General features: G+C 67.5%; 8 protein-coding genes. 2 read left to right on the top strand and 6 right to left on the bottom strand.

Annotated elements, in window-relative coordinates; translation table 11 throughout:
- Positions 1-115: 115 nt before the first annotated feature.
- The 6 genes from ACIQ7D_RS12065 to ACIQ7D_RS12040 all read right to left on the bottom strand — a co-directional run bounded on the left by ACIQ7D_RS12065 (position 116) and on the right by ACIQ7D_RS12040 (position 7389).
- Entirely contained in the window at positions 116-1981 is a 1866-nt protein-coding gene (locus ACIQ7D_RS12065) for a DNA/RNA helicase domain-containing protein (RefSeq protein WP_403936444.1), read from the bottom strand.
- A 76-nt stretch (positions 1982-2057) separates the two neighbouring features.
- Positions 2058-2840 (bottom strand): protein NO VEIN domain-containing protein, encoded by a 783-nt coding sequence (locus ACIQ7D_RS12060; protein ID WP_403936442.1) that lies wholly within the window; start codon positions 2838-2840, stop codon positions 2058-2060.
- A gap of 821 nt (positions 2841-3661) precedes the next feature.
- On the bottom strand, positions 3662-4288 hold the full coding sequence (locus ACIQ7D_RS12055) for a DUF4232 domain-containing protein (RefSeq protein ID WP_403936440.1): 627 nt from the start codon (positions 4286-4288) through the stop codon (positions 3662-3664).
- A 106-nt stretch (positions 4289-4394) separates the two neighbouring features.
- The gene (locus ACIQ7D_RS12050) at positions 4395-5618 is read right to left on the bottom strand and encodes a hypothetical protein (protein WP_403936439.1); all 1224 of its coding nucleotides are present in this window, start codon (positions 5616-5618) and stop codon (positions 4395-4397) included.
- On the bottom strand, positions 5615-7072 hold the full coding sequence (locus tag ACIQ7D_RS12045; protein WP_403936437.1) for an N-6 DNA methylase: 1458 nt from the start codon (positions 7070-7072) through the stop codon (positions 5615-5617). Before ACIQ7D_RS12045 ends, ACIQ7D_RS12050 begins: the two co-directional genes overlap by 4 nt.
- Positions 7073-7200: 128 nt before the next feature.
- Positions 7201-7389, bottom strand: coding sequence for a hypothetical protein (locus tag ACIQ7D_RS12040; protein WP_403936435.1), 189 nt, complete (start codon positions 7387-7389; stop codon positions 7201-7203).
- 368 nt (positions 7390-7757) lie between these two features.
- Between ACIQ7D_RS12040 and pglW the strand changes: the two genes are divergently transcribed.
- Positions 7758-12494, top strand: a complete 4737-nt coding sequence (pglW, locus tag ACIQ7D_RS12035) for a BREX system serine/threonine kinase PglW (RefSeq protein WP_403936433.1) — start codon at positions 7758-7760, stop codon at positions 12492-12494.
- Positions 12495-12617: 123 nt separating this feature from the next.
- On the top strand, positions 12618-16466 hold the full coding sequence (pglX, locus tag ACIQ7D_RS12030) for a BREX-2 system adenine-specific DNA-methyltransferase PglX (RefSeq protein WP_403936431.1): 3849 nt from the start codon (positions 12618-12620) through the stop codon (positions 16464-16466).
- Positions 16467-16499: the final 33 nt, after the last annotated feature.

Raw genomic sequence — 16499 nt, 5'->3', positions numbered from 1 at the left:
ACGATCGACGTCGTTCCCGGCAACGGACCCCTCGCGCTCGGGTGGGCGTCAGGCTGGACCTCGCGGCCTGTGGCCGGGCCGTGGCCGGTCACCTCTCGCCGCTGCCCAGCGGTTGCTACGGGGCAACCCGGCCCGGGATGAGCGTGCGTAGTTTGGCTTGCGTTTCAGGATCGGTGGAGAGCAGTACGGTACCGGTCAGACCGCGCGTCAAGAGCACTTTGTACCGGTTGCGCAGGAGGCGTGAAAAATCCCCAAGAGGTGCCGACTTCAAGCTTTTATCCTCGCACTCCTCCTTGACGGCATGCCATCCGTTGCCGCGCCAGACCAGGTCGGGGCCGAGGATGGTCCCGTTCCAGGCGTACTCGAATCCCTGGGCTGTGTAGATGCAGCCGACCTGACCGATGCCACCCGACTCGGTGGCCCAAAGAGAGGACGGCGGCCCACCGGGCACCACCCGTTCACCTTTGACGTTCCAGGGCCGACGCCAGTCACCTATGACGATGTCGTCGACCAGGGTGCCGTCCGGACGCGGATCGCTCCAGGGCCAACAGAATCCCGCGGTCATACGGGCGGTGAACCCGGACTCCTGCCGTGCCTGGAGGTAAGTCTCCAACTGCTGGGGGGTATCGGCGAGCAGCAGATCGAAGTTGGGCTCGGGTTTCCAGCACACCGGTCCTCCGGGTTCCAGATCCAGCAACCGGAGGAGCCACTTCTCGTAGGCGCGGCTGCCGCCACACCGGAACTGCTCGTTGAGGTCGACGTGCCGCACGTCGCATCCCCGCGCCTGGGCGACCTCGTCGATCTCTCTCACGCTGCCCATCTCGTCAGGCCGTACGACTTGGTGCTCATCGAGCAGGAAGACCGGGACCCTGGCAGCATCGATGAGTTCAGCCACCTGGCTTCGTCTGTTCCGGGGAGCGTCCGGCGAATTGGATGTGCCCGGGCGGTGGCGGATCCGATGCGCCTCGTCGCAGACGATGACGTCGAGTGCGTTCTTCTCCGCGCTGCCGAAGTCGAGGAAGTAGCGAAAGAGCTTGGCGACGCGCTTGTTCTTCTGCTCAACGACATGCCGCAGGGTGGTGGTGAACGATTTGGATCCTGTCGCGTGGACGACGCTGCGGCTGTTCCTGCCGAGATGGCCCATCAGATGCAGGGCGATCAGGCTCTTTCCCGATCCGGGGCCTCCGGTAACCACGATGACTTCTTTGCGGTCCGACTGCCGTGAGATGGTGACGGCACGCTTGACCAGGGAAACCGCGACCTGTTGCTCATCCATGAGGCGGAACTTGCCACCATCGATGATTTCGGCAGCGGCTGCTCGCATGAGCTGCTGACCCGGCACAGCGGGGCTTTTCAGCAGCGCGTCCGCGTCGAGAGCCCCGTCGAGCGGCGAAATCTGGTTCTGTAGGTGCTGAATGAATTGGCCGCGCGAGCTGTTGGTGAAAAGGCGTGCTCGTTCATCACCCATTCCGAGCAGCTCGGTCACGTCCCGGTCCTGGGCGTTGTGGAGGTAGGCAACGCCTGTGACATGGTGGTCGGCGTTGTCCAGTAGCGCAGTGAAGTCCTGCAGGTATTCGCAGTAACGGCGCACCTGCGCGACGGGGTGGAGGTGGGCTCGGTAGCCGAATCGTGGAAGCCAGCAGAGATCGTTGGTTCCGGGTACCAGCCGGGCTTCGCTCCACTGTTTGAGCTCGACCAGGACATAGGAGGGTCTGCCTGTTTCCGGGTGTGTGCCGACCAGAACGGCGTCCGCGCGCAAGCTGCTCATCGGCATCTTGTACTCGAGCAGAACCTGCACCTCTTCGAGGCCGGCGTCGCACAACACCTGCGCAAGCGCGGGAAGGCTCTTGCGCCATGCCTGTACCTCGCTGCTCGCCGCCGCACGGAGAAGCTCCGACAGGCACTGCTCCGCCAAGGACTCGGCCAGCCAACTGGGGTCGGCGTGTTCCAGAGCACGGGCGGACATGCGCAAGAGGGCCACAGAAGATCTCCGTACGATCACTGCCCGCGACAGGGCGAAGGGGCATCGACAGAAGCGGGGTCAGGGGCGGGGCGGATCAGTCGGCGAACGGCAGACGGTACTCGAACCGTCGGGGACGCAGATCCTTCTCCTCCGGGTACCAGTCCTCGAAGTGCGCCACCCTGCCTCCGCTCATGGCGTAGTCGGAACTGTGCGCGTCGACGACGATGTCGCTGACCACGTACAGATCCACGGTGTGCCGAGGGTTACGCGCGTGTTCGACTTCGTTGGTCGTCAGTTCCACGCTCGTGGCTGCGCCAGTCGTCCCCTTGACCTCGACGCGCCGTTCTTCCCGCGCGCGCGTGCAGTGCAAGTCGTAGGGCTTGCCGATGCGTTCGACGGCCCATCCCTGCCGTTCGTAGTGAGTGACGGCCATGTTCTCCGCGTGCAGTTCGACGGCCTTACGCTTCTTCGGATCGGAGATGAACCCGGCGCCGCCGCGTCGCTTGGGCGTCTCGGCCTCTTCGACCGTGAACCACGGCGTGCGGTTCAGCGGTACTTCCTGCCGCTGTGCCCAGTCGACCCCGATCCCCGCCGCGTCGAGCAGGGGTTGGGGGTCCAACTCGCAGAGCTTGCCGACGCCGCGCTCGGTCCCGGACCGGCGGATCGCGTCGCTGCCGGCCAGCCGCAGAGGACCGAGCTCGTCGAGAGACACGTCGTGAACTACGGCCAGGCGCTCGATCCCGAAGCGCACCGGGTACTTGACGGTGTTCTCGGCCTCCTCATCGGGCCAGTGCGGCGCGCGCCCTTCGTAGAAGCCGTCCCGGACTTCGCACAGGTGCAGCGTGATCCGCCGCGTGAGCCATACGTCGAGGGACACCCGTGGGCCCACTCCGGTGGCCAGCACGGCGAACCGTGGACGAGTTGACCTGTACTCGGGTTTCCATATCGGGAACCCCCAGGACTGGGTCTCGATCCCGTACTTCAGGTTCAGGTGGGACTCAGGGCTCTGACCGACATGCACCATGACGAAAGATTCACGCTTCACGCGGCTAATCATAAGAGCGGATCGTCATAAGAGGTGATCAATAATGAGCTTCAGTGGGCGGTAGGCGGGATCTTGAAAGCGTGCCGGTCTTCCCGAGGCGGTGGCAGTGGTGGTTCGGTCGTGGAGTGGCGGGGGCCTCCCTGTTCTTCGTCAGCTGTCTCGTTGTGTCAGAGATGATGAGTGGGTTGGCAACGGCCTTGGCTGAGGCGTCGTCTCCTTCGTGGATGCAACGTGCTCGTGCCGGGCGGGACCTTGCTTCCTTCGCTGAAGCTCCTGAGGCCGCGGAAGCACTGGTGGGGTCGTTGCTGGATGTCGAGGACACGGCCGTGACTCGACGGACGGCAGAGGCTCTGGCCCGCGTGGGAACGGTGGCCGCTACAAGGCTCATTGCTCTCGCGGTTGCCGAAGTGGACGAAATCCAGGCCGACTGGCTGCAGGCGAGGGTATGTGACGCGCTCGTGGGGCCCCACGGTGTGCCGGACGTCGCAGCGGTCTGCGGGATGCTCGCCCGGGATCCGGAAGAAGCTGTCCGCAGGAGTGCCGCGGATGTTTGGCGTGGACAGACGGCAGAGGGCGTTGATCCGGGTCGACCTGCCTGCGGGCTGTGTGGTTCCGCGACCCTGCCCCGCACCCGGGCGGAGCGCGGCGAGCCGTCAGTCGGACTTCTGCCAGGGAGACGTGCCCAGTTGACCCGTGTCCGTCAGGTCGAGGGGGCCGTCGAGGGTTTCCATGGTCTGGGGGCGTTCCCCGGTCGCCGGGGTGATCTCCAGGTAGGTCGTCGATGTGTCGGGGGACATCATGCGCCAGGTCAGCCCCGACCGGGCGGACTCGCCGGGTTTCAGGGTCACGGGAGCGGGGTCAGGGGCGGTGCCTGCCATATGGATGGCATCCGTCCCCTTGAGGACCTCGATGTCGTACGGGTCGCGGTCCTCGTCCAGGACGCGGACCGAGGGATAGCCGTTCAACTCGTGCGTGCCTGTACCGCAGTTGGTCAAGGTCACGGTCATGGCGCGCAGCCCCATCGCGCCCTGGACCGGGCCGGGGGCGATACGTACGCCCGATTCCGGACAGGTCGTGGCAGGAGTGGAAGGCGCGGTGGGCGCGATGGTCGGCAGGGTCTGGTCCGCGGGCGATGACGGCTCCGGGGCCGCGGGCTCCGGCGTCGCCGTTCTCGCGGGGTCGCGCTCGCGGTCCAGTTCCTCCCCCAAACTGCTGCAGCCGGTGGTCAGCGCGGCCGCCGTGGCGAGGGCCAGGACATGTTCGATACGTATGACGGTCACCTGGCGATGATCGCACCTCGCCGCCGCGGTCCTGCGGCAGTTAGCCGATCCGCGGCGGCCATCGTCGCAGGTGCTTCGGCAGGGCGCCCCAGGGGCAGGTCGTCGGTCAATGAGGGTGCTGCGTGGGCTCGGCAATGAAGGTGCCATCCAGAAAGCTGTCCAGGAGCCGGCCGCGCAAGCCACGGAGAATCTCATTCTCCTGGCGCGCGGCTCCGGCTCGTAGACGGAGGCGGCCGGCGGCCTGCGCGAACCGCTCACGTACTTCGGAGGGAGGCCATCGGAGTGTGGTGGCCCCGAACGCGCGCCTGCTGAGCTCGCGCCCGCCCGCGCCTTGGGCGGTTGACGTCAGTTCCGTGCTTCGCGACCGGATTTCGTGCAGAAGCCAGTAGGCGTCGGACAGTGTTCTCGGTCGCAGGGTGAGAACGCCACGGCCGGGGGCGACTGTCATCTCGCTCAGCACGGCACGCACGCCGTCCTCCCTGGTTGCCACCAGGAGAGAGTACGGAGGGCACACGGCGGCTTTCCCGAAAGAGGTGAGGCGTCTGTCCGTCGGGTACAGGTAGGGCAGGTCGCTCCGGAGAATGTCCGCGGGCGCCACGAACGCGGTCCCGGCTTCCGCCGAGGACTGGTCGGGGCCGGGGCGTGGCGTACTCCCGGAACGCAGATCGGCAAGAGTGCTCAAGGGACTCTCGGGCCAGGCGCTGTGGTCCTGGGCTGCGACGGCGAACCGGGCGTCGCTCAGCGCCACGGTGCACTCCGCGATGCGGGTATTGACCGCCGACTTCGCTTCCACCGTGCGCATCGTGTGGACGAGGGCCGCCCGCCGACCGGTCGGCGGCAGTGGTACGGGGAGCTCACGCAAGGCGGCCAGACTCAGCGTGCGCTGCAAAGTGGTACTGGTCGCACGACGCTCGCACCAGTCGCGTACGTAGGGCGACCCGAGCCACAGCCTCAGCCAAGCAGCCTCACCAGGGTCTTCCGTGCGCACGATGGCGACAGTCCGGGAAGCGTTCCAGCCGTGCTGCGCGTGGGTGACGACCGCCGCTTCACCGACCCTTCCCACGAGGACCACGACGAGGTCGCCGGCCCGCAGTTCGCTGCGGGCGTTCGCCGCATGGGTGGGAAAGCTGATCCGCCGGGGTTCGTGACTGTTGAGCTGTCCGTCCTGGACGTCCGCCGCTCGGATCATGCCGACGCCGTTGTCCACGTGGTCGCCCGGCCGGGTGATTCCGTAGCCGATCACGGTCACCGTGCGCAAGCGGCCGAGGTGTCCGACGGCCCAGCCGTCAGGGAGCGGACGCAGCCGCTCCTCCAGAAGCTCGGTCGTCACAACGGCCCCAGAAGATCGCGCAGTTCACATTCGAGGCGATGAGACATCTCGAAGTGTTCGTACAGTTCTTCGGTCAGGCTGACCACCCGCTCGGCCCTTGCTCCTGGTTCGGACGTGGCGGTGGGCGTCCCCGTGTGGCGAGTGGGGAGTACGTCGTACTCCAGCGCCGCGATATCGGCGGTGGACACCGACCGGCACCAGCCCGGCACGTCCTCGTACCGCTCCGGGTGCGGTCCTGGGGGAGACCCCGGGATCTCGGCTCCCCGCCAGGACGCGAAGGTGGCGGCGATACGGGTGCTTGCCTCGGGGGACAGGGCACGACGGCCCCGCCCGCCGGACACCACCGAGTCACGCGCGTCGATGAGCAGGAACTGCCCCCTCCGGTCGCTGTTTCCCCAGACGCGGTGGGCCTGCTTGCTCCTGCTGAAGAGCCACAGGCTCACCGCGTTGCGTACATGGGGGATCAGCCCGGCAGGCAGCTCGACCACACAACTGAGGACATCGGCTTCCACCAGTCGCGCCCGGATGTCGCGTTCCGCCGGCCGTGCTCCCGAAGCGGCTCCTGTCGGCAGCAGGACCGCGGCCCGGCCGGAGGCGGACATCTTGCTGACGCCGTGCTGGACCCAGGCGAAGTTGGCATTGCCGGCGGGCGGTGCACCGTAGATCCATCGGGGGTCATAGCTCACCTGGTGCGCGTCGTCCCAATGCGTCTGGTTGAAAGGCGGGTTCACCATGACGACATCGAAGGAGTCCTGTCGGAACCGGTCGTCGAGAAGGGTGGACCCCGGGCCCGCCAGTCGTGCTTCCACTCCGTGCACGGCGAGGTTCATCGCGGCGATCTGCAGCGAGGCCCGGTCGACGTCCTGTCCGTACAGCGCGAGCTGATCCGCTCGCCCGCCCGCGGCCGCGACATGAGCGAAGGACTGGAGGAGGAAGCCGCCGGATCCACAGGCGGGGTCGTACACCCCCTCACCTTCCCGAGGATCCATCAGGTCGACCAGGAGGCTGGTAATACCCCGTGGCGTGAAGTACTGGCCGCCCTTTCCGGCCGTCTGCGTCAGGGCTTCGAGGCATGTGTCGAAGAGCGCGGGGGGATCGGGCGTCGTGGCCACCAGTTCGAGCAGCGGTGCCAGTTGGGGGGCACGGGCTCTGCCGAGGGAGGGAACTTCCAGATCCAGCCGCGTGTGGTGGTCGCTCTCCCACCGCGACAGACCGTTTCCGATCGCTTCTTCCAGGGAGAAGGGATGGGACAGATCCGACCGTGAGACGACCTGCCAGGCGAGGGGCGGATCCGTGGGCCGGTATCCGTTCTCGTCGGCTTGTGCCGTGTCCTCCGCCTCGTGGCGCAGCAGGATCAGCATCATGACGAGGCGCAGCGCATCCTCGACCGCCATTCCCGCGCGCAGGAGGTCCAGTACCCGCGTCAGCGAGGGACCTTCAGGCGCTCTTGCCACCCTTGACTCCCGCCCTTCTCATTCCCGCACTCCATGAACAATCCCCATCATGCCCGTCGGCTCGGCGGGACCGTGGATACGGCCCGGGAGGCAGGTCGGCCGGGCCGAACGAGGGGCCGGACGACAGGTCACGGGGACCGCAGGTAAGTCACGATCAGGAACGCCACCGTGATGGCGGCGACGAATGCACAGCCCCCGGTCTGTGCGGCCTGGATCGCACTGCGCGTACTGGCCATCTGCAGCCAAGCCGCCACCAGCGCGCAAATCAACGCGAACGCGATGGCGAGCGCGACCACCATGTAACGCATCTGGTTCATTCATCCCCTAAGTCACCTTTTATGGCAGCTTTCAGTGCGGCGCCGACGGGGTGCGATACGCCTCCGCTCGGCCTTGCATGACTGTAGCCCATTGCAGCAGTCGGTTGGGTTTGCATTCAGCAGTCCGTTCGGTGTCGTCGGGGTTGGGGGCAGGACCGCCAAAGTTGGGGTTCGTGAATTCAGTGATCCCGCTTCCACGCATGCGCGTGCCGATCACGGTCCGAGCGGAGCGATCGCCTCCGATTCGGGGTCTCGCCGTGGGGACCCTCGGCCAGGCACCGACCCGTTACGATCTCAACCGGGGACGTGGCTGACCAGCAGTCGGCAATCAGTACGGACAAGCTAGAGACGCGAAGCGGGGATGGCGCATGCGGGACGGCCGGTGGACGACGGTCACCGAATCCGAGTTCCCGCATGAGCGGCGGGGCCTGGAGGCCATCAGGCAGAAGCTCCCCGACAACGATCCGTGGCGGGCCTGGTCGAACTTCACCTTCACGGCGAACACCGGCCACGTCAGAGAAGTGGACCTGCTCGTGGTCGCCCCGGGCGGGGTGTATCTGGTCGAGCTGAAGGACTGGCACGGCTCGGTCGAGTCCCGCAACGGGACCTGGCTCCAGACCCAGCCCAGCGGTCGGCAGATCTCGCACGGCAACCCTCTTCACCTGGCGAACAGGAAAGCAAAAGAGCTGGCAGGGCTGCTGGCACGCAACGGTGAGAAGGTGTGGGTGTCGGAGGCTGTCTGCTTCACGGACTCCTCGCTCAAGAACCGGCTGCCGGCTCACGATCAGCACGGTCTCCACACCGTCCACCAGCTGATCGCCATGCTTGGCGAGCCGCCCCGCGACGAGCGCGGCCGGATCGACGGGCCCCGGTCGCGCCGTATCAAGACGGCCCTGGAACGCGTCGGTATCGCACCCAGCGACGCCGAGTTCAAGGTCGGCCCCTATGACCTGCACCGCAAGTCCTTCGACTCAGGACCGACCTGGGCGGACTACCTCGCCCGGCACAGCGAGCTGCCCGAGGCCGCCCGTGTCCGGGTCTATCTGCGGGAACGCGGTTCCGACGCTGAACTGCGGGCTTCGGTGGAGCGGGCGGCGCGGCGCGAGGCCGCGGTGCTGCGGCGCTTCCGGCACCCGGGCGTCGTACAGCTGAAGCAGTACGACCCGTCAGGGCACTCGGCAGGCCCCGCGCTGATCTTCGATTTCGATCCACGGACCCTGCGCCTCGACGAATACCTGGCACAGTACGGCCAGAAACTGGACATCCTCAGCCGGATGGCGCTTGTACGCCAGCTTGCCGAGACCCTGCGATCGGCCCACGGCCGCCGGATCTACCACCGCACCCTCGCCGCCCGAGCCATCCATGTGATCCCGCGCGGACGCCCGGCGTCTCAGGGGAACGGTTCGGGACACGTTCCGGACAGCGAGGAGACGGGCTGGAGCACCCCGAATCTCCAGATCTCGGACTGGCAGGTCGCTGTCCAGCGCGGCTCCGAGCAGAGCGGGGCCGCCCAGTCGGGCGGCGAACGGTTCGCGCCGACCACCTTCTCGCGCGCGGGTGCCCACCTCGCCGAAGGAGCAGACCCGTATCTCGCCCCGGAGCTGACCGCGCTGAAGGCCGACCCCGTAGCTCTGGACGTGTACGGACTCGGCGTGCTCACCTATCTCCTGGCCACCGGCAAGGCCCCCGCCGCCAGCCAGGCCGAACTGCTGGCCCGCTACGACGCCGGCGAGGGGCTGCGCCCCAGCGCCGTCGTCGACGGTCTGTCCCCCTACATCGACGAGCTGGTCCAGGCGGCCACCGCCTACAACGTCAACGACCGGCTCTCCTCCGTGGACGACTTCCTGGAGATGCTGGAAGTCGTCGAGGACACCCTCACCGAACCGCCGGGCACCCAGGACGCCCCGCGTCCGGCCGACCCTGGGAAGGACCCCCTCGAAGCCGTCGCGGGCGATGTCCTGGCGGGCCGCTGGGAGGTCAGGCGCCGCCTCGGTACGGGCTCGACCAGCCGCGCCTTCCTCGTACGGGACCTTGACGCCGGCCCCGACGTGCGCTTCGCGAAGTCCCTCGCCGTACTGAAGGTCGCGCTGACGGACAGCCGCGGCGAAGTCCTCGCCCGCGAGGCGGAGGTCATGGGACGGCTGCGCCCCGACTCCCGGATCATCCGGCTCATCGAGCCCGAGCCGCAGCGGATCGGCGGACGCACCGTCCTGATCATGGAGTACGTCGGCGACGAACGCGAAGCCGACGCCGAGCCCTCCGCTCCCGGTGAGAAGAAGAGCCGCCGCCGCGAGGAGACCGTCGCCCGTCAGCTCCGCGAGATGGGACGTCTCTCCGTCGACCAGCTGGAGGCGTACGGCGACTACCTGTTCGGCGCGGTGGACTTCCTGGAAGGCGAAGGCGTCTGGCACCGCGACATCAAGCCGGACAACATCGCCATCCGTATCCGCCCCAACCGCACCCGCGAGCTGGTCCTCATCGACTTCTCGCTCGCCGCCTACCCGGTACGGGAGACCGGGGCGGGCACCGACGGCTACCTCGACCCGTTCATCGGCACCCTCACCGAACGCTCGGTGTACGACGCCCACGCCGAGCGTTACGCCTTGGCCGTCACCCTGCACGAGATGGCCTCCCGCGAACTCCCGGTCTGGGGCCACGGCAAGGTCTCCCCGCGCCAGACCGACCCGAAGAAGGAGCCGTACCCGCGGATCGCCGCCGACGGCTTCGACCCCGCGGTACGGGACGGCCTCGTCGCCTTCTTCCAGAAAGCCCTGCATCGCGACGCGGCCCAGCGCTTCACCGACCTCAAGCCCATGCGCGACGGCTGGAAGAAGATCTTCCTGGCCATGGACGAGGCGAAGCCGTCCTCCCGGCGCTCCAGGCACACCGCGCCCGCGAACATCCCGGCCCAGGGCGGCGATCCGGCAGCCGCCCAGGACGCCCCGATCCCCGCGGCCGAGGAGGAGAGCGCTGACCAGCAGCGCGCCCGGCTCGCGGCCGCGGCCGACCGCACCACCCCCATCTCCTCCTCCGGACTCAGCCCGGCCGCCGAATCGTTCGTCTACGGCCTCCGCGATGTCAACACCGTCGGCGAACTCCTCGACCACAGCCGCCACCAGCTCGTCAACGCCCCCGGCCTCGGTGCGAAGACCCGGAAGGAAGTCCTCGGCCGGATCAAGGAATGGCGGCAGCGGTTCGCCGAGCAGCCCGCCACCCCCCTCACCCCCGAGGGCCGCAAGGCGGCGAAGGAAGAACTGTCCGCCGTGGAAGCCGCGGTGGCGGATGCCGTCGGCACCCACGGCGACCCCGGAGCCCTGCCCGAACGGGCGCTGCGCCGCCTCAGCCTCGACACCCTGGCCACGGTCTTCGTCCCGGAGCTGAAGAAGGACGGCGCGAACCGCAACGAGTGCGAGATGGTCCGCCTCCTGCTGCGCCTGCCCAACGCGGCGGGCGTGCTGCCGGGCATCGGCGTCTGGCCCAAGCAGAAGGATGTCGCCGACGAACTGAACCTCTCCGCCGGCCGTATCCCTCAGATGCTCAAGACCCAGCGCGCCCGTTGGAAGAAGCACCCTGCGGTCCGCGCTCTGCGCGCCGAGATCCTGGAACTCCTGCGCGACCTGGGCCGGATCGCCTCGGCGGCCGAGATCGCGGACGCCCTCGCCGTACGGCACGGCACCCAGCTCCTGCAACGGGAGCAGCGGCGGGCACTGGCCCTGGCGGCGGTACGGGCCGTGGTCGAGGTTGAGCAACTCGTCCCGGACGAGGCCGAGTTCCAGCACATGGCGAACCGCGACGCCGCCGACGAGTCCATGGGCGCGGGCCTGCTGGCCCTGGAGGTCGGCCCCGACGACGCACCCGACACCCCCTCGGGCCCCGGGCTGCTCAACTACGCCCAGAAGCTGGGCCGGGTCGCCGACCGGCTGGCGAAGCTGGACACCCTGCCCACCGCCGCGACGGTACTCAGTGAGCTGGGCGCCATCACCCCGCCCAGCGAAAGCGTCGAGTGGGGCGACCGCCGCATGGTCGAGGTGGCCGCCGCCGCCTCCCGCCACGCCGCCGCCACACCCCGGCTGGAGATCTACCCCCGCAACCTGCCGCTCGTACGGGCGCTGCGCCTCACCCAGGCCGGACTCGTCCCGCTCATCCCCGGGGTGGCGGAGGCCCGGCAGCCCGGTCTGACCGGCGAGCACGTTCACGAGCGTGTACGGGCCCGCTTCCCCGAGCTGCTCGACGAGCGCGGCGGCCACGACCTGCCCACGGGCGGTCGGCTGACCGGGGCGCTGAGGGACGCCGGCTTCGACCTGGAGTTGTCCACACGGGAGGACACCCGCACCCTCCGCTACCTCCCGCGCCAGACGGACGGGCAGTCCACCTACTACACCTATCTGGCCTCCCTGTCGTCCGGCTCGGGCCGCCGGGCCACCGGCACCATCGCCGCGCACCGCTACTCGGACGACCCCCAGCTCGCCGGCGCGGTCGCCGCCGAGGAACGGCTGACCGCCTCCGCCCGGAGGGACGGATTCCGGGTCCTTACGGTACGGACGGCCCGGGCCCGCGAAGCGGCCGGTGAACTGGAGGGGGACCGTTTCGCCGCCGAGGCGGTATCGGTGACGGACCTCTTCCTTCAGGCGCTCCACGAACTCGTCGACGCCAAGCCCAAGCCCACCTGGGAGACCATCCTGCGGGCGGACGCGGCGGCACCCGGGACGAAGTCGGCGATGCGGTTCGCGGAGTACGCGCGGACAGCCTGGGGCGCGGTGGAGCCGAGGCTGAGCGCGGTGGTGACGGGCGGCGCGGAGCCCGTGGGCGCGGGCCCCGTCGGGCCCCGGCCTGTGCTGCTGCTGGACGCGGGTGTCTTCGCCCGGTACGACGCGATGGGCCTGCTGGAACGCCTGGCTGGGCTGTCACGGGACGGCGGCCGGGGCCTGTGGCTGCTCTGCCCGCAGAACGACCCGGCGAGGCCGCCAAGGTTGGGGGCGACGGCGGTGCCGTACCAGGCGGGCCTGGGGGAGTGGGTCCCGCTGCCGGACTCCTGGGTCGCGAACGGGCACCGGGCGGAGGCGGCGGGCGCGGGCTCCGGCTCGGCGGCGACTGCGGAGCAGTAGAAAACGGGCCGCACGGTGACGACGGGAACCACCGTGGTGGCGCGCGATGACACGTGAGGGCATGAGAGGCCGGACCTCGTCCGGACACGGATTACGGACACGGACTAGGGGAGACGCGACACAGTGATCGACCGCAAGGCACTGCTGACGGACCTGATCAAGCAGGTCAAGGCGGTCGAGGTGGACCTCGGCAAGCAGGTCAAGGAGGGTGAGGCGGTCCTCAAACCGCTGCGCGCCGAGTACGAGAAGGAACGGAAGGCAGCCGTCGCCGCGCAGAAGTCCCCGGCGGACCCGGCGGAGGCCCGCACGGAGTCTCAGGCGCCCCCGAAGTGGGCCGAGTGGCTGGAGACGCGCCTGCTGGACGGCCTGTCGACGGACCGGGTGGAGCAGATCCGGGCGGCCGAGTCGGTCGCGGGGAAGCTGCGTGCGGAGTACGACGAGGCGTTCAAGCTGGGCCGTACGGCGGCGACCTGGAGTGCCTGGCTGGACGAACGGGTCACCCAGGTCGCGGTGGCCTGGGTGCTGGGCACGGTCTTCGTACGCTTCTGCGAGGACAACCTGCTGATCCCCGAGCCGTACCTGGCGGGCGCTGGGGCCGAACGCCGTGACCTGGCAGAGGCCCGGTACGCGCAGTACGTGGACGAGGACCTGGACGAGGACGCGGACCCGACGTACCGGGGTTGGCTGGAGCGGGCGTTCGCGGAGCTGGGCGCGGGCCAGGCGGGCAAGCTGCTCTTCGACAAGGACCGGAACCCGCTGTACCAGATCCCGCTGTCGCACGACGGAGCGCGGGCGCTGGTGGAGTTCTGGCGCGAGCGGGCCGAGGCCGGGGGCGGGGGTGAAGGCGGCGGCGATGGTGGCGGTGGCGCGCTGGTCCACGACTTCACCGATCCGCTGAACGCGGACGGCACGGAGGGCTGGGACACCCGGTTCCTGGGTGATCTGTACCAGGACCTGTCGGAGGCGGCGAGGAAGACGTACGCGCTGCTCCAGACCCCGGAGTTCGTGGAGGAGTTCATCCTCGACCGGACGATGGACCCGGTGGTACGGGAGTTGGGCGGCCGGTTCGGCGAGCTGAAGATGATCGACCCCACGTGCGGCTCGGGACACTTCGTGCTGGGCGCGTTCCGGCGGCTGGTACGGCTGTGGGGCGAGCGGCGGCCTGATGTGGGGCCGCACGAGCGGGTGAAGGCATCGCTGGAGGCGGTGCACGGGGTGGACATCAACCCGTTCGCGGTGGCTATTGCGCGATTCCGGTTGCTGATGGCCGGTATGGCGGCGGCGAATGTACGGACGCTGGCGGAGGCCAATCGGTACGACTGGCCGATCCACTTGGCGGTCGGGGACTCGCTGATCCAGGACCGGCAGTTGGAGTTTGAGCTGGTGGGCGAGGAATCGGGGAAGCGGCTGGTTGATTTCGCTTACGCGACGGAGGACGTGCTGGATTATCCGGGGATTCTGGATATGGGGCGGTATGACGTGGTGGTGGGGAACCCGCCCTACATCACGGTCAAGGATAAGAAGCTGAATGATCTGTATCGGGAGATTTACGCCTCTTGTGCGGGTAAGTATGCATTGTCTGTTCCCTTCGCTGAAAGGTTCTTTCAGCTTGCAAAGGTGGGTGAACCGGACGGGCGCGGGTATGGCATGGTCGGCCAGATCACCTCAAACTCTTTCATGAAGCGGGAGTTTGGAGTCAAGTTGATTCGGGAGTACTTTGCGCACAAGGTGGAGCTGACGGAGGTTATTGATTCGTCGGGGGCACACATCCCTGGGCATGGAACGCCGACAGTTATCCTTGTAGGAAGGCGTAGATCTGGAACCTCCCGTTCGGATACGATTCGAACGGTACGTAGCGTTCAAGGCGAGCCCGCCGTGCCGGAACCCGGAAATAATGGTTTCGTATGGGATGCGATCACCAGACAGATCGGCGATCCAGGATCGATCAGTCAGTGGGTATCTGTCGACGATCTAGGTCGTGAGCGTTATTTCGGGAAGCAGCCGTGGGTGCTTGCGGCTGGAGGGCTAGAAATGGTAGAGGGGCTCCAGGTGGGGGGGTCTCGTACCCTTTCTGCTATTGCTGATTCAGTGGGAATCACGAGCTTCACGCTTGAAGATGATCTCTATCTGCTCCCTTCTCGTAGTGCTGATCGGTGCAGCATCCCTCGCGAATATCTTCGTCCTATGGTCACGGGAGACCTGCTGCGTGACTGGGCTGGTGCAGAGTTCGATCATGCTGTATTTCCGTATTCTGCCGACTTTGAGCCGGTGGCTGTTGAAGGTGTTTATCCTCTTTTTCGTTACATGTGGCGCTGTCGGACTGTGATCTCTCGGAACTTGATGTTCGGGGGCAAGACTAAGGTTCAGGCTGGACTTCGGTGGACTGAGTATGGGCGGCTGACGGCTAAGAAGCTTCGTACGCCGCTGTCAATCACGTTCGCGTTTGTTGCGACACATAATCACTTTGTGCTGGACCGAGGTGGGAAGGTATTCAAGCAGTCGGCGCCGGTGATTAAGTTGCGGCAGGAGGTGAGCGAGGAAGAGCACCTGGAGTTGCTTGCGCTGCTCAATAGCTCCACTGCCTGTTTTTGGCTCAAAATGGTGAGTCACGATAAGGGAATTCGCGGAGAAGGTGGTGGGTTCACCAGTGATGATTGGGAGCGTTTTTATGAATTCACCGGAACTAAACTCAAAGAGTTCCCTCTCCCTGTCGGGGGCGTAGTCTCCGGTGCTATGCTTGATCGTCTTTCGCGAGACCTCGTTGCTTTTTCCCCCTCAGTCCTCTTGGCTAAAATCGCTCCCGCGGCTGATGCTCTCCGTGAAGCGCGCGCAAAGTGGGAATTCACCCGCGCCCGCATGATTGCTCTTCAGGAAGAGATGGACTGGCAGGTCTACTCCCTCTACAAGCTGCACTCAGACGACCTCCGCGCCCCCGAAACTGATGTCCCCGAACTTGCCCTAGGTGAGCGCGCGTTCGAGATCGTGCTCGCACGCCGCGTTGAGAAGAGCGAGGCGTCCGGGGAGTGGTTCAAGCGGCATAACTCCACGCCGATCACCGAAATCCCCGACCACTGGCCCGACGCCTACAAGGCCGTCGTCCAGAAGCGCATCGACGTCATCGAGTCGTCCCGGGCCATCGGGATGATCGAGCGGCCCGAGTACAAGCGGCGCTGGGCTACCGAGGGTTGGGACGTGCTTCAGGAGCGCGCGCTCAAGTCGTGGCTGCTGGACCGGATCGAGAACCGGGACTACTGGTTCCAGGACGGGCAGCCGACCCTCCTCACCCGCGCCCAGCTCACCTCCGCGCTCTCTCTGGACGAGGACTTCGTGTCCGTCGCCGAGTTGTACGCGCCCCGCCAGGAGCTGGCGACGGTCGTTGCCGACCTCCTCGCCGACGAGCATGTGCCTTTCCTCGCCGCCCTGCGGTACAAGCCCGCCGCGCTGAAGAAGCGTGCCGACTGGGAGCACGTCTGGGATCTTCAGCGGCAGGAGGACGCCGCGCCGGACGAGCCCGCGAAGCGGAAGATCCGGGACGCGATTCCGGTGCCGCCGAAGTACACCTCCGCCGACTTCCTCAAGCCGTCCTACTGGCGTGCCCGGGGGAAGCTGGACGTGCCGAAGGAGCGGTTCGTCTCGTATGCGACCGGCGCGATCTCCGGGACGCCGAACCTGTTCGGGTGGGCCGGCTGGGACCATCGGGAGCAGGCGCAGGCACTCGCCACGTACTTCACCAACCACGGCGAGCTGTCCACCGAGGAGTTGACCCCGCTTCTCGCCGGGCTGCTGGAGCTTCAGCCCTGGCTCACGCAGTGGCACGACGAGTACGACCCCGCCTACAGCGGTTCCCCCGCCGCCTTCTTCGCCGGGTACCGCGCGGCCAAGCAGGGTGAGCACGGTCTGACCGACGACGACCTCCGTGCCTGGCGTCCCGCCCCGGCCGCCCGCCGTGGCCGAGGTCCGGCAAAGGCTTGATCGTCCGGCGGTGCCCGTCCCGCGTGTCAGTGC

Origin of the sequence: Streptomyces sp. NPDC096310, from assembly GCF_044763125.1 — a bacterium.
Taxonomy (GTDB): Bacteria; Actinomycetota; Actinomycetes; order Streptomycetales; family Streptomycetaceae; genus Streptomyces.
The sequence above is the reverse complement of the archived record's forward strand: the minus strand, read 5'-3'. Positions and strand labels throughout refer to the sequence as shown.

Excerpts from the sequence above, each read along its gene's own strand:
- ACIQ7D_RS12040 (WP_403936435.1), bottom strand. The coding sequence starts at position 7,389 with ATGAACCAGATGCGTTACATGGTGGTCGCGCTCGCCATCGCGTTCGCG.
- pglW (WP_403936433.1), top strand. The coding sequence starts at position 7,758 with ATGCGGGACGGCCGGTGGACGACGGTCACCGAATCCGAGTTCCCGCAT.